The sequence below is a fragment of the Candidatus Margulisiibacteriota bacterium genome (assembly GCA_041661965.1).
Lineage (GTDB): Bacteria > Margulisbacteria > WOR-1 > O2-12-FULL-45-9 > XYB2-FULL-48-7 > XYB2-FULL-45-9.
The window spans coordinates 260,000-283,969 of the sequence record JBAZTH010000002.1; the positions used below are offsets into that span (position 1 = coordinate 260,000).

At 53.9% G+C, this 23,970-nt stretch carries 25 protein-coding genes; 15 read left to right on the forward strand and 10 right to left on the reverse strand.

Features of this window, described 5'->3' with window-relative positions; translation table 11 throughout:
* The first annotated feature begins 3 nt into the window (after window positions 1-3).
* The 5 genes from ahcY to WC772_04145 are packed head-to-tail and all read left to right on the forward strand — an operon-like array spanning window position 4 to window position 3,650.
* The gene (gene ahcY / locus WC772_04125; protein MFA6169937.1) at window positions 4-1,272 is read left to right on the forward strand and encodes an adenosylhomocysteinase; all 1,269 of its coding nucleotides are present in this window, start codon (window positions 4-6) and stop codon (window positions 1,270-1,272) included.
* Window positions 1,272-1,541, forward strand: a complete 270-nt coding sequence (locus WC772_04130) for a DUF5665 domain-containing protein (GenBank protein MFA6169938.1) — start codon at window positions 1,272-1,274, stop codon at window positions 1,539-1,541. The genes ahcY and WC772_04130 overlap by 1 nt, the downstream gene beginning before the upstream one ends.
* Before the next feature lie 2 nt (window positions 1,542-1,543).
* Entirely contained in the window at window positions 1,544-1,981 is a 438-nt protein-coding gene (gene lspA / locus WC772_04135; GenBank protein MFA6169939.1) for a signal peptidase II, read from the forward strand.
* 2 nt (window positions 1,982-1,983) lie between these two features.
* Window positions 1,984-2,739: a prolipoprotein diacylglyceryl transferase gene (gene lgt / locus WC772_04140; protein ID MFA6169940.1), complete on the forward strand. Its 756-nt coding sequence runs from the start codon at window positions 1,984-1,986 to the stop codon at window positions 2,737-2,739.
* Window positions 2,724-3,650, forward strand: coding sequence for an RluA family pseudouridine synthase (locus WC772_04145; GenBank protein ID MFA6169941.1), 927 nt, complete (start codon window positions 2,724-2,726; stop codon window positions 3,648-3,650). The genes lgt and WC772_04145 overlap by 16 nt, the downstream gene beginning before the upstream one ends.
* Here the strand turns inward: WC772_04145 and WC772_04150 are convergent.
* Genes WC772_04150 through speD form a run of 3 tightly spaced genes read right to left on the reverse strand, consistent with a single transcriptional unit; the run spans window position 3,647 to window position 6,238 of the window.
* A complete protein-coding gene (locus tag WC772_04150) occupies window positions 3,647-4,915 on the reverse strand; it encodes an ATP-binding protein (protein MFA6169942.1) in 1,269 nt (422 codons plus the stop codon). The two genes, WC772_04145 and WC772_04150, sit on opposite strands and share 4 nt — an antisense overlap.
* 53 nt (window positions 4,916-4,968) lie before the next feature.
* Complete coding sequence (gene speB / locus WC772_04155) at window positions 4,969-5,787, reverse strand: agmatinase (protein MFA6169943.1); 819 nt, start codon at window positions 5,785-5,787, stop codon at window positions 4,969-4,971.
* 4 nt (window positions 5,788-5,791) lie between these two features.
* Entirely contained in the window at window positions 5,792-6,238 is a 447-nt protein-coding gene (gene speD, locus WC772_04160; GenBank protein ID MFA6169944.1) for an adenosylmethionine decarboxylase, read from the reverse strand.
* 117 nt (window positions 6,239-6,355) lie between these two features.
* Here speD and WC772_04165 point away from each other — a divergent pair, with 117 nt between their 5' ends.
* The 3 genes from WC772_04165 to queF are packed head-to-tail and all read left to right on the forward strand — an operon-like array spanning window position 6,356 to window position 9,062.
* Window positions 6,356-7,864: a S1 RNA-binding domain-containing protein gene (locus WC772_04165; protein MFA6169945.1), complete on the forward strand. Its 1,509-nt coding sequence runs from the start codon at window positions 6,356-6,358 to the stop codon at window positions 7,862-7,864.
* Window positions 7,861-8,646 (forward strand): orotidine-5'-phosphate decarboxylase, encoded by a 786-nt coding sequence (gene pyrF / locus WC772_04170; protein MFA6169946.1) that lies wholly within the window; start codon window positions 7,861-7,863, stop codon window positions 8,644-8,646. Before WC772_04165 ends, pyrF begins: the two co-directional genes overlap by 4 nt.
* Complete coding sequence (gene queF, locus WC772_04175) at window positions 8,643-9,062, forward strand: preQ(1) synthase (GenBank protein ID MFA6169947.1); 420 nt, start codon at window positions 8,643-8,645, stop codon at window positions 9,060-9,062. The genes pyrF and queF overlap by 4 nt, the downstream gene beginning before the upstream one ends.
* Here the strand turns inward: queF and WC772_04180 are convergent.
* The 3 genes from WC772_04180 to trpB are packed head-to-tail and all read right to left on the reverse strand — an operon-like array spanning window position 9,007 to window position 11,453.
* Complete coding sequence (locus WC772_04180; GenBank protein ID MFA6169948.1) at window positions 9,007-9,546, reverse strand: HDIG domain-containing metalloprotein; 540 nt, start codon at window positions 9,544-9,546, stop codon at window positions 9,007-9,009. The genes queF and WC772_04180 overlap by 56 nt on opposite strands.
* Window positions 9,536-10,282, reverse strand: a complete 747-nt coding sequence (gene trpA, locus WC772_04185) for a tryptophan synthase subunit alpha (protein MFA6169949.1) — start codon at window positions 10,280-10,282, stop codon at window positions 9,536-9,538. The genes WC772_04180 and trpA overlap by 11 nt, the downstream gene beginning before the upstream one ends.
* Window positions 10,275-11,453 (reverse strand): tryptophan synthase subunit beta, encoded by a 1,179-nt coding sequence (trpB, locus tag WC772_04190; GenBank protein ID MFA6169950.1) that lies wholly within the window; start codon window positions 11,451-11,453, stop codon window positions 10,275-10,277. Before trpB ends, trpA begins: the two co-directional genes overlap by 8 nt.
* A 117-nt stretch (window positions 11,454-11,570) precedes the next feature.
* Here trpB and WC772_04195 point away from each other — a divergent pair, with 117 nt between their 5' ends.
* Window positions 11,571-11,990, forward strand: coding sequence for a hypothetical protein (locus WC772_04195; protein ID MFA6169951.1), 420 nt, complete (start codon window positions 11,571-11,573; stop codon window positions 11,988-11,990).
* A 43-nt stretch (window positions 11,991-12,033) separates the two neighbouring features.
* Here the strand turns inward: WC772_04195 and WC772_04200 are convergent, their stop codons facing one another.
* The 3 genes from WC772_04200 to dusB are packed head-to-tail and all read right to left on the reverse strand — an operon-like array spanning window position 12,034 to window position 14,457.
* The gene (locus WC772_04200) at window positions 12,034-12,240 is read right to left on the reverse strand and encodes an exodeoxyribonuclease VII small subunit (protein ID MFA6169952.1); all 207 of its coding nucleotides are present in this window, start codon (window positions 12,238-12,240) and stop codon (window positions 12,034-12,036) included.
* On the reverse strand, window positions 12,230-13,495 hold the full coding sequence (gene xseA, locus WC772_04205; protein MFA6169953.1) for an exodeoxyribonuclease VII large subunit: 1,266 nt from the start codon (window positions 13,493-13,495) through the stop codon (window positions 12,230-12,232). Before xseA ends, WC772_04200 begins: the two co-directional genes overlap by 11 nt.
* Window positions 13,492-14,457, reverse strand: coding sequence for a tRNA dihydrouridine synthase DusB (dusB, locus tag WC772_04210; protein MFA6169954.1), 966 nt, complete (start codon window positions 14,455-14,457; stop codon window positions 13,492-13,494). Before dusB ends, xseA begins: the two co-directional genes overlap by 4 nt.
* Window positions 14,458-14,593: 136 nt before the next feature.
* Between dusB and WC772_04215 the strand changes: the two genes are divergently transcribed.
* From WC772_04215 to WC772_04225, 3 genes are all read left to right on the forward strand, one after another.
* Window positions 14,594-14,887 (forward strand): MerR family transcriptional regulator, encoded by a 294-nt coding sequence (locus tag WC772_04215; GenBank protein ID MFA6169955.1) that lies wholly within the window; start codon window positions 14,594-14,596, stop codon window positions 14,885-14,887.
* A gap of 68 nt (window positions 14,888-14,955) precedes the next feature.
* Window positions 14,956-17,817, forward strand: a complete 2,862-nt coding sequence (locus WC772_04220; GenBank protein MFA6169956.1) for an AAA family ATPase — start codon at window positions 14,956-14,958, stop codon at window positions 17,815-17,817.
* Window positions 17,814-18,575 (forward strand): hypothetical protein, encoded by a 762-nt coding sequence (locus WC772_04225; protein MFA6169957.1) that lies wholly within the window; start codon window positions 17,814-17,816, stop codon window positions 18,573-18,575. Before WC772_04220 ends, WC772_04225 begins: the two co-directional genes overlap by 4 nt.
* Here WC772_04225 and WC772_04230 read toward each other — a convergent pair.
* Window positions 18,572-19,441 (reverse strand): serine/threonine-protein kinase, encoded by an 870-nt coding sequence (locus WC772_04230; GenBank protein ID MFA6169958.1) that lies wholly within the window; start codon window positions 19,439-19,441, stop codon window positions 18,572-18,574. The two genes, WC772_04225 and WC772_04230, sit on opposite strands and share 4 nt — an antisense overlap.
* Before the next feature lie 61 nt (window positions 19,442-19,502).
* Between WC772_04230 and leuS the strand changes: the two genes are divergently transcribed.
* The 3 genes from leuS to WC772_04245 all read left to right on the forward strand — a co-directional run bounded on the left by leuS (window position 19,503) and on the right by WC772_04245 (window position 23,962).
* Window positions 19,503-21,947 (forward strand): leucine--tRNA ligase, encoded by a 2,445-nt coding sequence (leuS, locus tag WC772_04235; GenBank protein ID MFA6169959.1) that lies wholly within the window; start codon window positions 19,503-19,505, stop codon window positions 21,945-21,947.
* An 82-nt stretch (window positions 21,948-22,029) separates the two neighbouring features.
* Window positions 22,030-23,682 (forward strand): radical SAM protein, encoded by a 1,653-nt coding sequence (locus WC772_04240; protein ID MFA6169960.1) that lies wholly within the window; start codon window positions 22,030-22,032, stop codon window positions 23,680-23,682.
* A complete protein-coding gene (locus WC772_04245) occupies window positions 23,666-23,962 on the forward strand; it encodes a TIGR03936 family radical SAM-associated protein (GenBank protein MFA6169961.1) in 297 nt (98 codons plus the stop codon). Before WC772_04240 ends, WC772_04245 begins: the two co-directional genes overlap by 17 nt.
* Window positions 23,963-23,970 lie beyond the last annotated feature (8 nt).

The following is a 23,970-nucleotide window of genomic DNA, read 5'->3' on the forward strand; positions in this document are numbered from 1 at the left end:
TTGATGACAAAAAAGAAATGCGACGTTAAAGATCTGAACCTGGCGAAAAAAGGGAAGCTCCGGATCGAGTGGGCGGAGCGGGATATGCCGGTCCTCTCCCAGGTCAAAGAGAAATTCCAAAAGAGCCGGATCCTTAAAGGGAAAAAGATGAGCGCCTGCCTCCATGTCACCGCCGAAACCGCCAATCTGGTCCGGGCCTTAAAAGCCGGCGGCGCCGATATCGTCCTTTGCGCCAGCAATCCCCTCTCCACCCAGGACGACGTCGCCGCCTCGCTGGTCGTCGATTACGGCATCCCCGTTTACGCCATCAAGGGAGAAGACAACGCCACTTACTTCAAGCATTTAACCGCCGCGATCGAACATAAACCGGTCATCACCATGGATGACGGTTGCGATCTGGTCACCGCTATTTCCACCAAATACCCGGCGATCGCGGACGGGATCATCGGCAGCATGGAAGAGACCACGACCGGCGTGATCCGCCTCAAAGCGATGGAGCGGGACGGAGCGCTTAAGTTCCCGGTCATCGCCGTGAACGACGCCCAGACAAAAAACCTCTTTGACAACCGCTACGGGACCGGGCAAAGCACCGTCGACGGGATCATTCGGGCGACCGACTTCCTCCTGGCCGGTAAAACGGTCGTCACCGTCGGCTACGGCTGGTGCGGCAAAGGGTTTGCGATGCGCTGTAAAGGGATGGGGGCCAATGTTATCGTCACCGAAGTCAACCCGATCAAAGCGATCGAAGCGGCAATGGACGGCTTCCAGGTCATGCCCATGGCGGAAGCGGCCGCAATCGGCGACCTCTTCTGCACTCTGACCGGCAATATGCACGTTATTCGCCCGGAACATTTCAAGAAGATGAAGAACGGGGCGATCGTCTGTAATTCCGGCCACTTCGACATTGAGCTGGACCTGATAGGCCTAAAGAAACTGGCCAAGAAGGAAAAAAAGAACGTCCGCAATTTCGTCGATGAATATATCCTGCCGAACGGCCACAGCGTTTTCGTCCTGGCCGAGGGGCGGCTGGTCAATCTCGGCGCCGCCGAAGGGCATCCCGCCTCCGTCATGGACATGAGCTTCTCAACCCAGGCCTTAGCGACCGAGTTCGCCATCAAAAACGCCGGCGAGCTGGAAAATAAGGTTTATAACGTTCCCCAGGAGATCGAAAACTGGGTCGCGACCTTAAAGTTAAAGTCGATGGGAATCGGGATCGACAAACTGACCCCGGATCAGGTAAAATATCTTGCCAGTTGGCAAGAGGGGACCTAGTGCAAGACGAAAAGCTCTTTGAAGCGATCGAAAATATCAGGCGCGACAAGCACGATCCCTGGCGGTACATCCTGTTCACTTTTATGAACGGGATCGCCCAAGGGGTCGGCTTCGCCCTTGGTACCACGATCGTTTTAGGCCTCGCAATCTATATGTTAACGATCGTTGTGGCCCAGCTGGTTAACTTCCCGGTCATCGGCCACTATTTTCAGGAAATTGGCGCTTTGATCGACGCTTACACTAAACAACCCCCGGCCCGCGTACGCTAAATATGTCTTTCTACTTATTGACCCTGACGATTATTATCGCCGACCAGGCGCTAAAACAGCTGGTCAACTCGACCATGTCGGTCGGCCAGGTCCTCCCCCTCCTCGGCCGCTTTCTAAGCCTGACCTATGTCCGAAACACCGGCGCCGCCTTCTCTATCCTGACCGGCAGTTCGCCGCTGTTAATCATCATCAGCCTGTTCGCCGCCGGTCTGATGGTCTATTTCCAGCAGCGCCTGACCGCTCGCGACTGGACGCTCAAACTCGGGCTCGCCCTGCTGCTCGGGGGAACGCTCGGCAATCTGTTTGATCGACTGGTTCGCCATTACGTCATCGATTATATTGATTTTAAAGTCTGGCCGGTCTTTAACCTGGCCGACATCATGATCGACCTGGGGGTCGGACTGATCATCCTGGTCTTGTTCAAAAAAAAGGGGGATTAGAAATGCATCCAATATTATTAATGCTTGGCCCGATCTCGCTTTTTTCTTACGGCTTGATGGTCGCCCTCGGCTTCCTGACCGGGATCGGTTTCGCCCTTTATTTCGCCCGCCAGGAAGGGATCAAGACCGAATCGATCATCGATCTCGCGCTGTACGTTATTGTTTCGTCGGTCGTCGGCGCCCGCTTCTTTTACGTTGCCGGCCAATGGAATTTTTACCGGGGGAACCTGCTGGAGATCTTCATGATCTGGCGCGGCGGGCTGGTCTTCCTCGGCGGCTTGATCTTCGGCCTGGGCGCGCTCGTCTATTTTGCCGGCGAAAAAAAGATCGCTCTGCGCCGTTTGCTTGACGTAGTGACCCCGGGCGCCATGCTTGGTTACGCCATCGGCCGGCTCGGCTGTTTTCTCAACGGCTGCTGTTTTGGCTTGCCGACAAAATTGCCGTGGGGCCTGGTTTTCCCAAGCGATTGCCTGGCCGGGTCATATTTTCCCGACCAGCACCTTCATCCCACTCAACTGTATTCCGTCTTGCTGGTCTTGCTCGCCTTTGGTTTTCTGCTCTGGCTCTACCCCAGGAAAAAATTCGACGGCCAGATTTTCTTTTGGGGACTGATCCTTTATTCTCTTTACCGCTTCGCCATAGAATTTCTGCGCTATAGCCCGATCCACTGGCTAAGCCTGACCCCTTCGCAATGGATCGTAATCGCGATCTTCATGATCGGCGTCGGCGGCTTGTTAAAAAAATGGCCGGCGAAATAATCGTCCCGGCCAGCGCTGAAAAAGAGCGGCTCGACCAATTCCTGGCGGGGCATGGAGAGCTGGAACTCTCCCGTTCCCAGCTTAAAGATTTGATCGACCAGGGTTTGGTCAGCCTAAACGGCGCGCCGACCAAAGCCAGCTATAAGCTTAGACCCGGCGACCGGATCACGGTCGAAGTCCCGCCGCCTAAAGAACTGACGACCGGCCCCGAAGCGATACCGCTCGACATTATTTTTGAAGACCAGGACCTGGTCGTGGTCAATAAACCGAAAAACCTGGTTGTCCATCCCGCCCCCGGCAACTACAGCGGAACTTTGGTCAATGCGCTACTTCATCACTGCGGTCAGCTTGCCTCCTTAGGCGCCCCTTTGCGGCCGGGGATCGTCCACCGGCTCGACAAAGACACCTCCGGCGTGATCGTCGTCGCCAAAACCGACCTTGCCTATCGCTCGCTGATCAAGCAAATTAAAGACCGGACGGTCGAAAAGAGTTATCTCGCCCTGGTCCACGGTGTTCCGGCGGCCAAAAAAGGGGTCATCGAGGCCAATATCGGCCGCCATCCGGTCAACCGGCAAAAAATGACCGTTCTCGACCCGACCGGCAGCGCCCGCTCGCGGGAAGCGATCAGCCATTACCGGGTAATCAAAGAGTTGGGGGAGTACGCGTTGCTCGAAGTGAAGATCAAGACCGGACGGACCCACCAGATCAGGGTCCACTTAAGCCACCTTGGGCACCCCATTGTCGGCGATCAGGTTTACGGGCGAAAAAGAGAAGAGCTCGGGGCCAAAGGCCAATTACTACACGCTTATAAATTGAAGTTTGACCATCCGCGAACCGGGGCCAGAGTGGAGTTTGAAGCGCCAATGCCGGCCGAGATGGCCGCGATTATAGAATCGAACCAGCTCCCCTAGAACCCGTTCCCGTTGGCTTGAACAGCCGGAATATAAAGATGGATGGCAGTTCCGGCCCCTTCTTCGCTTTCGACTGTAACCCCGCCTTTATGAGCGGTCACGCCGGCATAAACCAGCGAGAGCCCTAAACCAGTATGGGCTTCTTGCGGTTTCTGGGTAAAAAACAGCTTAAAGATATCGTGGCGGGCGTTTTTATCGATCCCGCACCCGCTGTCTCTGACCGTAAAACGCAAATATTCGCCGGGCTTAAGAACATTGCGCAGATCATCGATCGTTTCCTGGGTTATGTTTTGGCGGTCGATCTCCAGGGTCACGTCCCCTCCCGCCTCAACGCCGTTCTTGTACAGTTCCGCTAAAACCTGGCTGACAACCTTAACGTCCACTTCCATCATTACCGTTGAGGACAACAACCTTTCCGTCTGTTCCGTCATCATAACTTTTTCCTTATCTTCATAGGTCAGCCCCATCATATCTTCAAACACGTCAAAGCTGGCTCCGAGGATCTGACGGAGATCATACTTATAAATCTCAATGTCCCCGGCACGCCATCGAGCCAAAACAATAAACCGATCAAGGAATTCTTTCGCTCTCTTTGTTGCTGTGCCAATTTTTTGAGCCAGCTCCTTGGTCGCCGGCTCATTGGCCAGCCTGCCGATATAAGCCGCCTGACCACCGATTGGTTGCAGCATATTCCGCAAATTTTCGCCGAACCCTCTGGCGATCACCCCCATAATCGCGTTGACCGCCGTTTGGGCCGCCATTCTTCTCACTTGAGTTATATCTTGAAGGACCGTAATGATCAGCGCGACTTCCCCGCTTTGATCGCGCAGCAACTGGTCGCTGGTATTTACATATACTTTTTCCCCTTTTTCGGCGAGGTACATCCGATCGATGACCTTTTCGACTGTCCCGCCGGCCAGCTTGATCTTGAACCTGGCCATCGCCGTTTCACGTTGAGCTTCCGGCAAATGGTCGAAGATCGAGGAGCCGACCGTTTTATTTTCAGTCTTTCCCAATCTGGAGAGCCAAACGTTGTTCGCGTAAACGATCCGACCGTTCCGGTCGATGATGTGGACCATTTCCGGCAGTTTATCGAGGAGTTCGATCATGTGAGCCGGCATTAATCCGGCCAGACGGATCGTTTCGTTATTCCCTCGTTCGGTTTTCCGCGCCTGATCATGCAGAGCCCGGCTCCGCGCGAAACTGGTCGGCTTTAGCGCTTCGGGATTCCGGGGAAATGTCCGTTTGGATAGTCTGCTGATCATATCTACCTGGTTATCGGCGTTAAAAAGAAGGAATTTCAGTCGGCGGACAAAAACTAAGCGGTTAAACCCATTAATTTATAGATTAATTTTGCGGTTGTAAAATCGGAGGCCAGGTCCCCTTTTTGCGGAGAAAGCTCCACGACATCAAAGCCGACGATCTTAGCCTTTGCGCAGATCTTCGCGAGTAAATTTAGCATTTCAGCCCACAACAAGCCTCCCGGTTCCGGAGTTCCGGTCGCGCGAATGACCGCCGGGTCCAAGACATCGACATCGATCGTCAAATAGACATTATCGCTTAGTTGCTCGATGATCTTTTCCGGTTTGATCTTCCCGGCCCAATGGATCTTGTTAAGTTGGCCGGTCGACTTGGCAAAATCCCATTCTTCTTTGGAGAGGCTCCGAACCCCGGCCTGGACCAGCGGAGCGATCTCCAAGAGCCGCCTGGCGGCGCAAGCGTGGCTGTGCTTGCTTCCCCGGTAACTGTCGCGCAGGTCGGCGTGAGCATCCAGCTGTAAAACCGAAAGATCACGATATTTATCGGCACACGCTTTGACCGCGAAGGGGGTCAATGAATGCTCCCCACCCAACACCACCGGCACCTTATCGTCAGCGACCACTTTCTTGACCGCCGCCGTCAACCGGGACAAAGGGACCGCCCGTTCGGTATAGATCAGGCTCTGCTGGTAAGTTTCATAGCCCAAACTTTCGTCGAAAGTCTCAACCTGCTGGGACGCTTGCAGGATCGCGGCCGGGCCATTCTTTGTTCCCCGGCCATAAGAAGTCGTTGCTTCATGCGGACAGGGGATAACCACGAATTTGGAACGGCGGTAATCGTAATATTGCGGTTCGATTTCGAGAAAGGTCGGCGTCACGAAGTCAGTGGATCGCCAGCGCCCGCTCGCGCCGGGGCTGAAGCTCTTCGATCCCCAGAGAGCCCATCATTTCAACGCCATGACTGGTCCGGGCGACTTCGTAGCGGCTCGCTTGAAAAGCTTCGGAAAGATGCTGCGTGGCGTATTCAACGCTGAAATCCTTGCAAGAAAAAATATCGATGAAAGCGTGTCCGCTTTCGGGAAAGGTATGGATCGAAATATGCGATTCGGCGATCAGGACCACGCCGGAAACGCCGGCCGGCTCCCGCTCTCCGCCGGTTGAACGGAAAACGTGCGGCTCCGAAACTTTAATCATGCCGATCTTCTCTGGAAAAGAGTCCAGCATATCGTGAACGAAGGCAACATCCGCCAATTTCTCGTTCGGACAACCAAAACAATCTATGATCAAGTGCGAACCAAACCCGAAGGTCGGTTCAGTAATATTTCTCATTAATGATTAATATTGTAGAGTTTATTAATAATTTGTCAAGAAATAATGGATAAATACCAGCTAAATCAAGCCATTCCAGTTGACCCTCTATTCTATTTATGATATTCTAACTACATTATGGAAAATGATTTTAAAGGAACACAAATCAGCACCGGCAAGGCCGATGCCTCCCTCTCCGAAGTCGAAGAATTGATCCGCCAAACGCTCGAAGAAAGCAAACTCTCCGCTACGGAAAAAAAGGAAAATATCCCGGCCAAGGAAGAATTCAAAGCCACAACTTTTACCGCTCCGGCCAAACCGACAGCGCCAAAGCCGGTTGAGCAGGTATTTGCCGCTCCAGTACTAAAAACAGCCCCTCCGGCCCCGGTCATTAAAGCCCCGGAACCAAAACCGACCACACCGGCCAGCGGCTATGATTCGACCTTTAATGAATATAAAGTCGGCGACATCGTCAAAGGGAAGGTCGTTAAAGTCGACCACTCCGGGGTCCTGGTCGACATCAAGTACAAATCCGATGGCTTAATCCTCCCGAACGAACTCTCCGAACATCCCTTTACCTCGGCCGAAGAGATCGTCAAGGTCGGGGATATTATCGACGTTTTCATTGAAAAACTGGAAGACAAAGAAGGCTATGTCGTTCTTTCCAAGGCCCACGCCGACCACGAACGTAACTGGTATAACGCCATGAACGCCTTCCGCAACAAAACATTGTTGGAAGGGAAGGTCGTTCAAGCGCTCAAAGGCGGGCTGGTCGTCGATTGCGACGGTCTGCGCGGCTTTGTCCCCGCCTCCCAGGTCAGCAAACGGGCGGAAGAAACCTTTGAATCCTTTATCGGCCAGAAGATCCCGCTCAAAGTTATTGAAGTCAATCGCCGGCAGGGAAAGATCGTCCTCTCCCATCGGCTAGCGGCCGGTGACAAGGAAAAAGCCGACCATGACAAGCTGATCAACGAGCTTGAAGTCGGCCAGGTCCGCAAAGGGAAAGTCGTCAGCATCAAGAACTTCGGCGCCTTCGTCGACCTCGGCGGCATCGAAGGGCTGATCCATCTCTCGGAACTCTCCTGGAAAAGGGTGAAGAGCCCGACTGAAGTCGTAAAACTCGGCGACGAGATCGAAGTTTTCGTCCTCGGCGTAGACAAAGCCAGCAAAAAAGTCGCGCTGGGCCTCCGCCAGTTGCAGCCGGATCCGTGGGCCAGCGCCGCCGAACACTTCAAGGCCGGCCAGGTCGTCAAAGTTAAGCTCCTTCGCTTCGCCAAGTTCGGCGTTTTCGTCGAACTCGGCCATGGGCTTGAAGGCTTGATCCACATTTCCGAACTTTCCAAGGAACAAGTCGTCAACCCGGAAGACGCTAAATATCCGGACGGGACCCCGATCAAGCTCGGCGACACCGCCGACGCCAAGATCCTGCGGGTCATTCCCGACGAACAAAAGATCGGCCTTTCGATCAAACAGGTCCACGTCGAACGGGACCGCCAGGCACTCAAGGAAGTCCAACAAACGGCCGCCGTTGAAGAAAAAAAAGTCACCATCGGCGATATGATCGCCGAAAAAGAACGGGCCAGGGCCGAGCGTGAAGGGACTCTTGAAGTGGCCGAGGAAGCGAGCTCTGAAGAAATCCCGACATGAGGTTCGTCGATCATTTAGACCAGACCGCGAAAAAGAACAACAGCCTCCTCTGCGTCGGTCTTGATGTCGACCTGAAAAAGATCCCGGCCAACCTGATCAACTCCGACGATCCTTTCTTCCTCTTCAATAAAAGCATCATTGACGCGACCAAAGACGTAGTTTGCGCCTACAAACCGAACTCCGCTTTTTACGAGATGTACGGCCTGGCGGGGATCAGTTCTCTTTTGAAAACGATCGATTACATCCACGAACTCGGTCTGCCGGTCATCCTGGACGCCAAACGGGGCGACGTCGGCCATTCTTCCGAAGCTTACGCCAAAGCGGCGTATGAGGTTTTCAACGCTGACGCCGTGACCGTCAGTCCTTATATGGGCTATGATTCGGTAAAGCCTTTTCTTGATTACCAGGATAAAGGGGTTTTTGTTCTTTGCTTGACCAGCAATGCCGGCAGCCGGGATTTTGAAACGCAGGGCGAAAAAGAACGGCTCTATATTACCGTCGCTAAACGGGCCAGTGCCTGGGACAAAAATGGGAATTGCGGCTTAGTCGTGGGGGCAACCAAACCCGAAGAGATCAAAGAGATCAGGCAAATCGCCGGTAATATGCCCCTGTTGATCCCCGGAGTCGGCGCCCAAGGAGGCGACTTAGCCGCCGCGGTCAAATTCGGCGTTAACAAACAGGGATTGCGCGCCGTGATCAACTCTTCCCGCGGCATCCTTTACGCCGCCGATCCGCGGACCGAAGCGAAAAAGCTCCGCGACGAGATTAATAAACACCGATGAAAAACAGCTACCAGGGCCTGCAAAAAAACGTTCGCAAACTTAAACTTCCGAAGATCGACACTTGGGAAAACCAATATCCGGAGCGGGAATACGCCATTCAGATCGAGACCGATGAATTTACCTGCGTCTGCCCGAAGACCGGCCTCCCCGACTTCGCTACCATTTTCATCGATTACGCGCCGAACGATGAGTGCCTGGAGCTGAAATCTCTTAAAGAATATTTTTTAGCTTACCGGGAGCTGGGTATTTTTCATGAACATCTCACTAATAAGATCTTAGACGATGTAGTTGCCGCTTGCGCTCCTCGCTGGGCCAAAGTTACGGCGGAGATGAAGGTCCGGGGCGGGATTTTGACAACCGTTACAGCGTGCTATCCGACTTCTGCAGGAGAGCTAACTCCAAAGGATCGCCTTTAGCCGGCGGTTCAACTTTCGAGTCGTGTTTTCTAACGGCTGTCAGGATATCTTGGGCCACCCCTAGTTTTCCCAACATCTCCGCCCCTAATTGGCCGTGATACTTATAGAGATAGATCCGGCGGAAACGCGGGTTGGTCCGACCCCTTTCAGCCAGCGTTTCGTACAAACAGGGGAAAAAGAAACGGAGAATAACCAGCAGGGCCTTGGTCGTAATACTGTTGTGCTCCAAAACCTTCCCGATGTCATGAAGCAGACCGATCCGGGCGAGTTTATTAGGATCGAGTTCAGGATGGAGCCGGGACATTGCCAGCATTTTGCGGGCGACGACGACCGAATGCTTCTTCTCAAAGCCGGGAAGCTGATTAAAGAGGGCTAATTCCTGGGGCTTTAGATAAAGGCCGGCAAACTTTTCGTCATTCTTCGAGTAAACGGAAAAAAGAGCGTAGTAAAACTGCTTACAGCGGTAAACAATCCTAGAGAGCATTGAGCGCCTTGCGCATCTCGGCGATCAGCTTGAGGGCGGCCGCGGTTTTCTTTTGGCCGATCAAATCGACGATCGCCGAACCGACGATCACCCCGTCGGCGACCCGGGCCGCTTCGGCCGCCTGCTTCGGCGTTGAGATCCCAAAACCGATCGCGACCGGAAGTTCGGTTTGGCTTTTGATCCTGGCGACCAATTCCCCAAGGTCGCCGGATAATTCCCGGCGTTGGCCGGTCACTCCGGCAACCGAAACGAGATATACAAATCCGGAGGCTTTTTCCGTAGCCAGCTTGATCCGTTCATCGGTACTGGTCGGCGCGATCAGAAAAATGGAACCGACCTGGTCGTCGGAAATTTTCATTTCTTCGGGTGGTAGATCAGGGATGATTACCCCGTTCACTCCGGAACGGCGGCATTCGGCGTAAAAACGCTCTAAGCCGTACTGCAGGACCAGGTTATAAGCGAGCATGAAGCAGATGGGGATCGCAGTTTTGCGCCGCACCTTCGCGACCAGGGCAAAAACATCGGCCAAAGCGACCTTATTTTTGATCGCCCGCTGGTGGGAAGCTTGGATGACCGGTCCGTCGGCCAGCGGGTCAGAGAACGGTATCCCTAATTCAATAATATCGGCCCCCGCTTTTTCAAACTCATAAATCAACTTCTCGGTCGCCGCCAGGCTTGGGTCCCCGGCAGTGACATAAGTGATCAGCGCTTTTCTGTTAAAGGCTTGCTTAAGCATTTTTCCGCCTCATTTTGCGGATCTCCTCCGCGTCTTTGTCCCCGCGGCCGGAAAGGGAGACAACCACCGTCTGGCTCCGGTTGAGGGTCGGCGCCAGTTTCGTTAAATAAGCGATCGCGTGCGAAGATTCCAAAGCCGGAATGATCCCTTCCGTTCTGGAAAGGAGTTTAAACCCGGCCAAGGCTTCTTTGTCTTTGATCGTAACGTATTGGACCCGACCACAGTCTTTCAAATAGCTATGTTCCGGCCCGACGCCGGAATAATCGAGCCCGGCCGAAATAGAGTGGGTCGTTTCGATCTGTCCGACCTTGGTTTGCAGGACATAAGTCATCGTTCCTTGGAGAACGCCGATCTTTCCATGAACTAAGGGAGCCGCACCGTCCGCCTCGACCCCAATGATCTTGGTCGCTTCATCGAGAAAGGGGTAGAACAAGCCGATCGAATTGGAGCCCCCGCCGGTACAGGCGACCAAGTAATCAGGCTCCTTCTTTTCCAGAGCAAAATGCTGGGCTTTGGCCTCTTTGCCAATTACCGACTGAAAATCTCTAACCATCATCGGGTAAGGATGCGGGCCGATGCAAGAGCCAATGCAATAGTAAGTATCGGGATGGGCCATCCAATCGCGGAAAGCTTCATTGACCGCGTCTTTCAGGGTCTTGCTTCCGCTGCTGACCGGCATCACTTTCGCGCCCAGGAGCTCCATCCGGAAAACATTGAGCGCTTGGCGGCGGATATCTTCTTCTCCCATGTAAACTACGCACTCCAGATCAAAGAGAGCAGCCGCAGTCGCAGTCGCGACCCCGTGCTGGCCGGCGCCGGTCTCGGCAATAATCCGCTTCTTCCCCATCCGTTTAGCCAGAATTAGCTGGCCGATGGTGTTGTTGATCTTATGGGCGCCGGTGTGGCAAAGGTCTTCCCGCTTCAAGTAGATCTTAGGTCCGCCAAGTTCATCGGAGAGCCGTTCGGCAAAATAAAGCGGGGTCGGCCGGCCGACATAATTCTCAAGGTAATAATCGACTTCTTTTTGAAATTCCGGGTCTTGTTTAGCCGCCTGGTAAGCGCGAGCCACTTCTTCCAGCGGCGCCATCAGGGTTTCCGGGGCGAAAATCCCCCCATATGGGCCAAAGTGGCCGCGGTGATCAGGCAGGTTGTGAAAATTAGTCGACTCCATAGACAAATTATAGGCTAGTCGCCGGTCGGTTGCAAGAATAGCGCGACAACTCGAAACAACTTGAAATTTTCACCAAGAAATAATGAAGTATTATCAGCAAACAAAGGAGAATCATTAATGCAGATTAAAAAATTGCCGATCAGACTAGCCCCATTAACTTTAGCCGCGGCGTTAGGCGCCACTCGCCTGGTCGCTTGCCAAGCGGAAATCCAAAAACCAGCCAAGCCGATCATCGACGCGTTAACTCCCCGTCTATTTACTTGTAATTTCCAAGCGCCTTTAAATGTTGGGGGCTTCACCTTCCCCGCCGGCTCTAAGATAAAAACTGAATTGCCGCCCAAGAGCATTGCCTCGAATGAGCAGCTTAGCGCCACAGTTCCGGTCACCCAATATCAATTATCCGACGAAATAGGACTCCCCTGGCATAAAGGGAAACAAGGGAACTATCAACTGAACGTACCGGCCAAGGATATTCGCTCGGTTTGTCCGGAACCGGCTTGGTCTTTTGAGTATCTGCCAGATCCGCTGGTTTTTTAAATGCCATTTTCGCCTTGCCGTTCAATGCCGCGAAGTTCGGGAATTAACCTTCTTTGCCGATCTCTTTAATGAGATCGGTCACTTTCTCTTCTTGCTTTTTCAGGGTCTCTTTACATACCTGGATATGGGCCAGGGCCTCTTTCAGGCTATCTTCCAGGTCGTCGATCCCGATCTTCCCCTCGCGCAGATCGGCATAGATCTTTTCGAGGCTTTCGAACGATTTTTGGTATTTCGCTTTTTTAGTTGCCATTTTGTTTCTCCTTTAACCTGACATTGCTGACTATTTTGCCGTCTACCAGCTGGGTCGTTAGTTCTTCGCCGACGCTCACTTGATCGAGCCGCCGTAAAACCCGGCCGTCTCCCCCCCGGGTAATGCTATAACCTAATTTAAGCGTGTTTCTCGGCTCAAAAAGGGCAATCTTCTCCGCCAAATGATTCAGGCTGGCCTCTTGCTGCCTGATCGCTTCGATCGCGGCCGCGGAAATATTTTGGAAAAGATTTTCGAGCGCCGCCCTTTGCATCAGATGATAATGCTTGGCTTCGCTATTGATCTCCCGGGTCAAAGTTTGCAGCGCCACCCGGTTATCCCGCAAGATTTGGGTCGCCGCTTGATTAATCCCCGCCACCAGCTCGTCGACCGCTACTTCGAACCCCCTAACTTTTTCTACCAGAAAGCCAGCCGCCGCAGTCGGGGTCTTGAAGTTCGTATGGGCGATCATATCGGCCAGGGACAGATTGATCTCGTGGCCAATCCCGGTCAAAACCGGCAAGGGAGAACTGGCAATCGCCAAACCGATCGCTTTATTATCGAACCACTTCAGGTCGGTCACCGCGCCGCCGCCACGCACGATTACGATCACGTCGTAATCGCCGCTCCGGCGGGCGATCGTTTTCAGGGCGGCGGTCACTTCTTTCTCGACCCCCTCACCCTGGACAGCCGAATCGTAGAGGTCGATCTTAAAAGGATAACGGGCGCTCCAAAGCTCGTGGATAAAGTCATTATAGCCGGCACACCCTTTGGCGGTGATCAAGGCAGCCCGAAGGGGACAAAGCGGGATTGGCAGTTGTTTGTTTTGGTCCTGGACGCCGAGAGCGACCAGCTCTTGATAAATTTTTAGGCGGAGAAGATGAAGTTCCCCGACCGTCACGCTCGGTTCGATATCTTTAACGATCAGCTGAAAGCGTCCGGCCTGCGGCCAAAGGTCGGCAACGCATTTTAGCTGGACAATGATCCCGTCTTTTAAGCCAAGTGTCCGATCGATCGTTCTAAGCTTACCGTTGAGCATCGACAAATCGGCCCCCCAGCACATCGCCGGCGCTTGGGCGATCACTTTGTTGGAGCGCTCTTCTTTTTCACAAATAATAAAGGACGCGTAGCGGCCGCCATCGCCAAGCTTGTAACCCAAGATCTCCCCTTTGACCCAAAGCCCTTCGGGGGCAAGATCCTTGAGGTACATCTTGATGACCTGGTTCAATTGGCCAATAGTTAAAACTTTTTCGCTCATGTTAAAAACCGGTCGATCTTCTCCAGCAATTCCGGATAGCTTTTCGCCGCCGTGACGCTGCTACGGGCGGCCGCCGCGTTGGGAAATGATTTCAGGTACCAGATCGCGACCTTGCGCATCAGCCCGATCAGGTTGTTCTTGTATTTTCCCCGATATTCGAGAATGTAGGCCAAATGCTGTTTCAGGACCGTTCTTCTCTCCTCTAACGAAGGGAGCGGAACCGCCTGACCGGCCAAATACGGCTCGATCTGCTGGAAGAGCCAGGGGTTACCGAAAGCTCCTCGGGCGACCATCACCCCATCGCACCCGGTCGTGACCAACATTTTCTCCGCCAATTCAGGGGTAAAGACATTCCCCGAGCCAAAAACCGGGATCGCGACCGCTTCTTTGATCGCCTTGATCGCCTCATAATCGACATCGCCGGAATAGAGCTGGTTTTTTGTCCGCCCATGCACAAAGATCGCCGCCGCCCCGTTCTTCTCGCAATTTTTGGCAATTGTCGCGATCCGTTTATGATCTTTTTTATCATAACCGGTCCGCAGTTTGACCGTAACCGGAATATCAACAGCGGCCGCGACTTTCCGGATCATACTGTAGAGGGTCAGCGGCTCCCGAAGCAGATTAGCCCCCGACCCTTTTTTCATCATCTTTTTGACCGGGCAGGCGGCGTTAATATCAAGAAAGGGAGGTTTGATCATGCCCAACAGGATCTTGGCCGCCTCGGCCATATCGTCAGCGTCGCCGCCGATCAGCTGGGCGGCTATTGGCTGATCCTGCTCGTTAGTTTGCAGCAACTCTCCGGTTTTGCGGGAATGATGGAGAAGTGAATTGCAATCGACCATCTCATAAAAAGCGAGCTTCGCCCCGTGTTCCCGGCAGACCAGCCGGAACGGCAGGTCGGAACAGCCCGCCAGGGGCGCCAGGATGGTTTTCCCGATATTTAGCGAACCTATTTTTACCATTAGTTAATTATACCTTAGTCGTCTGGTTTATTCTAACCGCGGAATTAATTCCGCGGTTACACCCAACACCTTGACAACGTTTGTGTCAAGGTTTATGCTACTATTAATGTTAGTGTTAGCGTAAGGAGGTGAACTTTTGTACCGCTTCTTGCACGATAGTGAAAAACCGGTCTATACGATCCATATCGCCGCTGAACTGATCGGGTGTCACCCCCGAACTCTTCGAATCTATGAAGAAGAAGGGTTGATCCAGCCGCAGCGGACCCCCAAGAACTACCGGCTCTATTCACAAAACGATTTGGCAATGGTCCGAAAGATCGTCGATTTGATGGAAGAGATGAATTTGACCCTCTCCGGGGTCAAGGCCTTGTTCACGATGGCCGACCGGTTCCATATTGAGATCGAAAAGATGTTTGATGAGTTTCTGTAGGTTGCGACTCACGTCAGCATCATCTATAATCTGGCTTACTAATTAAATTAGGAAAAAGGAAAAAATATATGCAATGTCAAAAATGTAAAATCAGACCCGCGACGGTCCATATCACTAAAATAGTCAACAATAAAAAAAACACCTACCATCTCTGCAGCGAGTGCGCCGCCCAGGAAGGGCTCCTGCCGACCATGGGGGGCGGGAATATCGGCAACATGGGAGACTTTGGCTTCCCGGAGATCCCCGGCTTCTTCGAATTCCCGGATATCTTTGCCTCCCTGCTAAAGCGCCGCCCGTCGGAACGCTTCTACGAATATTTCGCCGACTCCGCCAACCGGGCCCTCCAGCTGGCAACCGAAGAAGCCCAACGGCTCGGCCATGACCACGTCCGGACCGAACACCTCCTGCTCGCCCTGATCAAAGCGGAGGGGCTCGCCTCCAAGGTCCTGCAAAAATTAGGGGTCGACATGGTCAACCTCTTCTCCGACCTCGAATCACTGATCGGCCGCGGCGAAGGCTCCCCGAAGAAACTGGTCCTCTCACCGCGCGCTAAGAAAACGCTCGACCTCGCCTACCAGGCGGCTCGCGAGCTGGGCTTTAATTACGTCGGTGAAGAACATTTTCTGCTCGGTATCATCCGGGAAGGTGAGAGCATTGCCGCCCAGTCGCTCCACAAGAGAAAAGTTACCTTTGATAAGGTCGCCAAAGAGATCATCGCCGAAGCGGAAAAGGCCCAGGGGGATCAGGGCCCATTTAATGAAGAAGAGGAGAACGATGAGGAAGGTTTCAGCGAAGGAGGCGGCATGGAAGGCCCCGGCGAAGCGTTTGGCGGCGGCGGACCGGAAGGGATGTTTAACTTCCCAGGCCTGGGGATCGGCGCTCCGCCAAGACCGTCAAAACCGGCCCTGACTACCTTCGGCCGCGATCTGACCGCGATGGCTAAAAAGGGCGAACTTGACCCGGTAGTTGGCCGTGAGAAAGAGATCGAAAGAATTATCCGGATCCTCTCCCGGCGAACCAAGAACAATCCAGCCCTGCTGGGGGATCCTGGTGTCGGAAAAACAGCCATCGTTGAAGGGTTGGCCGAACGGATCATCAAAGGCGAAGTCCCTGATATTCTCCGGGACAAAACCGTTATCTCACTTGATCTCGGCGGAATGGTCGCCGGGACCAAATACCGCGGCGAATTCGAATCCCGCGTTAAAAAGGTCCTCGATGAGATCCTGGCCAAGAAACGGCAGGTCATTCTTTTCATCGATGAACTTCATACTCTGGTCGGCGCCGGCGGTGCCGAAGGGGCGATCGATGCCGGCAATATGCTCAAGCCCGCCCTCGCCCGGGGCGAACTCCAGGTCATCGGCGCGACCACCGTCACCGAATACCGAAAAAACATTGAAAAAGACCCGGCGTTGGAGCGCCGCTTCCAACCGGTCCTGGTCAGCGAGCCCTCTGTCGACCTGACGATCAAGATCCTGCAGGGACTGCGGGAACGCTACGAACAGCATCACCAGGTCAAGATTCCCGACGCGGCGCTTGTTGCCGCCGCCACTTTGGCCGACCGCTATATTTCCGACCGCTTCCTGCCGGATAAAGCGATCGATGTCATGGACGAAGCGGCCGCCAAAGTCCGCCTCCAGATCTTCACCAGCTCACCGGAACTAAAGAAGGTCCAGAAACAACTGGAAGAGCTCAAGCGGGAGAAAGAATCGGCCCTGACCGCCCAGCAATACGAAAAAGCGGCCGCCACACGCGACAAGATCAGCGCCCTGGAAAAACAGGCCAAAGAACTGACCGCCAAATGGAAACAGGAACACGGTTCAGAAGCAACTGTGACTGAAGACGACATCGCCACCATTGTCTCCGATTGGACCGGGATCCCGGTGATCAAACTGACCGCCGCGGAGACCGAAAAGCTGATCCAGATGGAAGCGGAACTCCACAAACGGATCATCGGCCAGGACGAAGCGGTCGTCGCTATTTCCCAGGCGATCCGCCGCGGCCGGGCCGGGCTCAAACCGCCGCAACGGCCGGTCGGTTCCTTTATTTTTGCCGGTCCGACCGGGGTTGGAAAAACCGAAGTCGCCCGGCGTCTGGCCGAATTTCTCTTCGGGACGCAGGACGCCCTGACCCGGGTCGACATGTCTGAATATATGGAAAAACACACCGTCTCCCGGCTGATCGGGGCCCCTCCCGGCTATGTCGGTTACGACGAGGGCGGAACTCTCACCGAAGCGGTCCGCCGCAAACCTTATTCCGTGATCCTCTTCGATGAGATCGAAAAAGCGCATCCCGACGTTTTCAATGTCCTGCTCCAGATCTTAGACGACGGCCGACTCACCGATTCCAAAGGGCACGTTGTTGATTTTAAGAACACGGTCATTATCATGACCTCGAACATCGGCCAGAAAGAGATCGTTTCCCAGGGAGCGATCGGCTTCCTGCCGCGGGAAGACCGGGAAGCTTCTTACGAGAAGATGCGCGACACCGTCCTGGGGGACATGAAAAAAGAGTTCCGCCCCGAGTTCCTCAACCGGGTCGATGAAATTATCGTTTTCCACCCGCTGACCGAGAACGAACTGAAGCAGATCGCCGGGATCCTGATCGCCGACATGCAGAAACAGGTCGTCGACCGGGGGTTAAAACTGGAGATCACCGAAGCGGTCAAAGAACGGGTCATCAAAGACGGCTTTGATCCAAAGTATGGGGCACGGCCTTTGCGCCGCGCGGTCCAGCACTTGCTGGAAAACCCGCTCTCCAACGAGTTGATCGCCGGCAAGTTTAAGGAAGGGGACATCGTTAAGGCTGACGTCAAGGACGACAAGATCTTTTTCGAAAAAGGGGAAGGACACGTCGAAGCGCCCAAACCGGAAACGCCTAAAGCCGAAGAGAAACCGAAACGGGGCCGACCAAAAAAGGACGAGGCCAAGTGAAAAAAACAGCGGGTTTGATCATTTGCCTCTTCCTGGCGGCGGCGGCCGGCGCCGAGGTTTTTAAAATAACGGACCCGATCCTGGAACCCAAAAAAAACCTCGCCTACGATAAAGCCAGCGGCAAAACTCTTTGGCGGTCGACCATCAAAGTCACCAAGTTTTCCGATAAAGGGAAAGACTTTCTATATATAACGGAGAACGGCTCCGGTACTTACGGCCAGGACCGGAAGGAAAAAAACTGGGATTCACAGGCCTACTATTTTTATGACGGATCGACCGCCGTCCCCTATCAAGGTAAGCTGATCTTTAAATCTCCGGCCGGGAAAATTCTGCAAACGGTCGAAAGATCGTTCGACCGGGAGGGGAAAATTCTTTTCCGCAGCAACGGCAAAGATACCTTGTTCGACCGGCAAGGCGACCTGATCGACAAAGACCTGCTCGGCCTGGCCCTCTCCCACTATCCCTTCGCGGAAAAAAGGGATTTTACTTTTCACTTGCTGACGAACGAACCGAAGATCTATCCAATGACCATTAAATATCTGGGGGAAGAAACCCTGCTGATCGGCGGCAAAGAGATCGTCGCTTACAAGCTCCAGATGATCCCGGACCTGGGGGCGCTGAATATCTTCGGCGCTTTCGTCCCCAAGACCTATTTCTGGTTCACCAAGAACGAACCGCACGATTTTCTCCGCTATGAAGGGCTGGAAAGCGGGTTGGGGACCCCTTATATCGTAATCGAAGCCGAACGAAAAAGTTAACCGGCTGACGCGATCGCTTGGTCGATCGCGTCGATCGCTTCGGCACAATTTTTATAGCGGTTCTCGATGTGAAAAGCGGTCATCCTTAACAAGGCGGTTTCCGCTGGAGAGGGGAGCCGCGCCCGCCTGATCGTATCGTTCAAACCACGGCAATCAAGCAAATATGTTTTCGGGTCCAACGGATTGCCGTTAAAGATCAAATTATAAATCGTCATTCCAAGGCTGAAAATGTCCGACCGAAGGTCGGTCCGATCGTCATATCCCGTCGCTTTTTCCGGAGCGGCAAAGCCGAACGTGCCGCGGAACAGGCCGTCATCCGGTTTCAAATATCCCAACCGTTCAACCAGGGAAAAATCGATCAACATTACTTTTCTGGCGTAATTCGCGCCGGCGGTTAAAACAAGGTTGGCCGGTTTGACATCGTTATAGGCATAGCCGGCCAGGTGAACCGCCTGCAAAGCTTGGGCGACCTGCCGGGCGACCATAAAAGCTTCCAGCGGGGTAAAAGGCTTCTTGGTCATTCTTAAATAATCGTCCAAAGAGTACCCTTTCAGCAAATCCATGACCATGAAATCAGCCGCGTCTTCCGTCGGCCTCTCCACATTCGGACAGGAACCATAAGCGTGCACCCTGACAATATTCGGGTGGTCCAATTGGGCCAGGACATTCGCTTCTCGTCGCAGAAACGCTTTCCCCTGCTCGCCGAAATTAGCCGAAGAAATCTTGACCGCCAGCTTCTGGCGGCCTGGCAACTGAAGCTCATGAACGCTGGATAAACCGCCGACTCCGATCCTTTCACCAACATACTGGCAAAAGTCAGGCTGATATCCCATTAAGTGAAAACATTTTGCGATCTTGACTATCATGACTTATTTTTATCGACCGGAATAACAAATAATTTCAGATATATGCTAAAATAGATGAGTCATGAGCGAATACTTACCGTCACAACTTGAACCAAAATGGCAGGCAGAGTGGGCTAAAAACAAGCTTTACCTGACCCCGGAAGGGACCGATCAGCCAAAGTTTTACGACCTGGTCATGTTCCCCTACCCATCCGGCAACCTCCACATGGGGCATGTCCGCAACTACGCCATCGGCGACATTATCGCTCGCTTCAAGCGGATGAACGGCTTTGCCGTCCTCCACCCGATCGGTTGGGACGCCTTCGGCATGCCGGCCGAGAACGCCGCCATCAAGAACCAGACCCACCCCAAGCCTTGGACCGAGAAGTGCATCGAGCGGATGACCGTCCAGCTCAAGAAACTCGGCATCAGCTATGACTGGGAACGCGAAGTTAACACCAGCCAGGAAGAATATTACAAATGGACCCAGTGGATCTTTCTCTTGATGTACAAAAAGGGACTCGCCTACCGGAAAAAAGCGGTCGTCAACTGGTGTCCGAAGTGCAACACCGTTCTCGCCAACGAACAGGTCGTCAAAGAAGACCAATGCTGGCGCTGTGATTCGACCGTCGAACAGCGCGACCTGGAACAATGGTTTTTTAAAATCACCGCTTACGCCGACCGCCTCCTCGCCGACCTGGAAAAACTGACCGGCTGGCCGGAACCGGTAAAGATCATGCAGCGGAATTGGATCGGAAAAAGTGAAGGGGTCGAGATTGAGTTTCCTATCAATACCCCCTCTCAATCTCCCCCTTACCAAGGGGGAGATGTCCCGAAGGGACAGAGGGGGTTAAAAATCTACACTACTCGCCCCGACACTTTGTTTGGTGTCACTTACATGGTACTAGCCCCGGAACATCCGCTGGCGCTGGAATTATCTAAAGGGACGGCGCAGGAAAAAGCGGTCCGCGACTACATCGAAAAGGTTAAACACGAAAGCACTCATGAAAGGGCGGTCTCGACCGGCAAGGACGGGGTTTTTACCGGCGGGTACGCCATCAACCCGGCGACCGGCGACCAGGTTCCGGTCTGGCTCGCCGATTACGTCCTGATGGGATACGGCACCGGAGCGGTCATGGCAGTCCCGACCCACGACCAAAGGGATTTTGAATTTGCGAAACAGCATAATTTACCACTTAAAGTCGTTATTAGAGACGGAAACCGCGACGTTTCCGCCGGCGGCGGACAGGTTTCCGACGATCACGCCTTTGTAGAAGAAGGAATCATGGTCAATTCCGGCGAGTTTAACGGACTGCCGAGCGCCGAAGCGCTGGATAAGATCGGCGACAAGTTCGGCGTCTGGCAGGAAAAATACAAGCTCCGCGATTGGCTCGTTTCACGCCAACGCTATTGGGGAGCCCCGATTCCGATTATCTATTGCGAAAAGTGCGGGACGGTCCCCGTTCCGGAAAGCGAGCTCCCGGTCAAACTCCCAATGGACGTGAAGTTCACCGGCGAAGGGGCTTCGCCGCTCACCCAATCCAACTCTTTTCTGGAAGCAAAGTGTCCTAAATGCGGCGGACCAGCCCGCCGGGAAACCGATACGCTCGATACTTTCAACTGCTCCTCCTGGTACTATCTCCGCTACAGCGATCCGCGCAATGACCAGGAACCGTTCAGCAAGGAAAAAGCCAAACGGTGGCTCCCCGTCGACCAATATATCGGCGGCATTGAACATGCCATCCTCCACCTGCTCTATTCCCGCTTTTTTACCAAAGTCCTGTTCGACGCCGGCTGGGCACCAACCGATGAGCCGTTCACCAATCTTCTGACCCAGGGGATGGTCGTGAAAGACGGCGCCAAGATGAGCAAATCCAAAGGGAACGTCGTCGACCCCGATTACATCGTGGAAAAATACGGCGCCGATACCGCCCGGCTTTTCATTCTCTTCGCTTCGCCCCCCGAAAAAGAGCTCGAATGGTCGGATGCCGGGGTTGAGGGGAGCTACCGCTTCCTAGGCCGGGTCTGGCGGCTGGTCACCGAAAAAGAAATAGGGGCAACTAATCCGCAGGTCAGCAAAAAAACTCATCAGACTATTAAAGGGGTGACGGAAGACATCGACCGTTTCTCTTTTAATACCGCCATCGCCAAACTTATGGAACTAACCAATACAATGTATGAGCTGGGAACAAACAAAGAAGCCCTCAATGCCCTCCTCCTTCTTGTCACCCCCTTCGCCCCTCATTTAGCCGAGGAGCTTTGGCAACAACTTGGCAACAAGGAATCGATTCATAAACAGCCCTGGCCCAAATACGATCCGGAACTGGTCAAAGAGAGCGAAAAGACGATCCCGATCCAGGTCAACGGCAAACTCCGCGACGCGGTTGTCGTTCCGGCCGACGCAACCGAAGCAATGGTCAAGGCGGCCGCCGACAAGAGCGAGAAGGTCGCGTCCTTTACTAGCGGCAAACAGATCGTCAAAGTCATCTACGTCCCCGGCAAAATGCTGAATTTAGTGGTGCGGTAATGCCCTCACCCCGGCTTTTCTATGTGTTTGATTTTTCTTTCCGCCCCTCTCCCAGAGGGAGAGGGGTTGGGGTGAGGGTTTTATGAAAGAACTAATCCAATCGCTCCTGCCAACTGTCCTGAAGCCATCCCGCTATATCGGCAACGAGATCAACGCCGTTCACAAAGAATGGGGTGACCAGCTGAAGGTCGCGATCGCCTACCCCGATCTTTATGAAATAGGAATGTCTAACCTGGCGGTCCAGATCCTTTACCATATTTTAAACACCAGGACCGACCTCCTTGCCGAGCGGGTCTTTACCCCTTGGAGCGATATGGAAGAGGTTTTGAAAGCCAACAACCTCCCCCTCTTCACCCTGGAATCATGGCGGCCGCTTAGGGACTTCAATCTAGTCGGTTTCAGCCTTGGTTACGAACTGAATTACACCAACGTCGTTAATATGCTCCAGCTCGGCCGGATCCCGCTCCACAGGACAGAACGGGAAGAGACCGATCCACTGATCTTTGCCGGCGGGCCCAGCCTCTTTAATCCCGAACCGGTCATCGACCTTTTCGACTTCATCGTGGTCGGCGAAGCGGAAGAGGCGATCGTCGAAATAATTGAAGCGGTCAAAAAGCACGCCGCGCGCAAAGAGAAGCTCGTGGCGCTCGCCAAGATTGAAGGCGTTTACGTCCCCGGCCTAAGCTTGAAAGTTGCCAAGCGGATCGTTAAAGATTTCTCCTCGGTCCCCTACCCAACCAAGCCGATCATCCCCTTCCTGGAGCCGGTCCACGACCGGGGAGTGATCGAGATCATGCGGGGATGCAAGTGGGGCTGCAAATTCTGCCAAGCCGGGTGGACAACCCGCCCGGTCCGGGAAAAGAAACTGGAAACACTTATTACGCAGGGGGAAGAGATCATCAAGAACACCGGCTACGAAGAGCTTTCCCTGATCTCCCTCTCCAGCAGCGATCACAGCAAGATCGAAGAGCTGGCCAAAGAGCTCGCCTCCCGCAACGAAAAACGACGGGTCAATATCGCCCTCCCCTCAATGCGGACCAATTCTTTTTCCGTTAAATTGGCCCACGAGGTCGCCCGGGTCCGCTCCAGCAGTATTACCATCGCCCCGGAAGCCGGGACCCAGCGGCTGCGCGACTACATCGGCAAGAAGATGACCGAAGAACACATCATCGAAAGCGTGAAGGCGGTCTTCGCGAGCGGGATCGAAGCGGTGAAGCTCTACTTTATGATCGGCTTGCCGACCGAAACAGAAGAAGACCTGCTCGGAATCGGCCATCTCGCCCGCCGGATCTTTGAACTGGCCCGGGCCTCGACCCGCCGGGCGCGCGTTACCGTCAACTTATCGACCTTTGTCCCCAAGCCACACACCCCTTTCCAGTGGGAACGGCAAATCACGATCGCCGAAACACTCGACAAACAGCGGTTCCTTAAGGAAAATATCAGGCATAAGTTCATCGACGTCCGCTGGCACCAGGCGGAAGCCTCGTTCCTGGAAGGAGTTTTCTCCCGCGGTGACGCCAAGCTTCTACCGGTCATTGAAAAGGCCTGGGAGCTGGGGGCCCGGCTCGACGCCTGGTCGGAAAAGTTTGATTTTATCCGCTGGCAGGCCGCCTTCGCCGCCTGCGACGTCGACCCGAACGACTATTTAAGGGAGCGAAGCAAAGAAGAGCCGCTCCCCTGGGATTATATCGAGTCCGGCGTGACTAAGGAGCAGTTAATTGCGTGTACAAATTAAATACCTCAAAGCCGAAGAAGTAAAGTTCATTTCGCACCGCGACCTGATCCGGGCTTTCGGCCGGGCGATCCGCCGGGCGGAAATTCCGATCGCCTATTCGCAGGGTTTCAATCCCCGGATGAAGATCTCCTGGGGGCAAGCCCTTAAAGTCGGCGCGACCTCGGCCGGCGAAACGGCCGAGCTTTTGCTGGCCCAACCCCTCCCGCCAAGCGAGGTTATGACTCGCCTGAATAGCCAGCTGCCAAAGGGACTTGCAGTAATAGGGGCGAGTCTGCTATAATATATAGG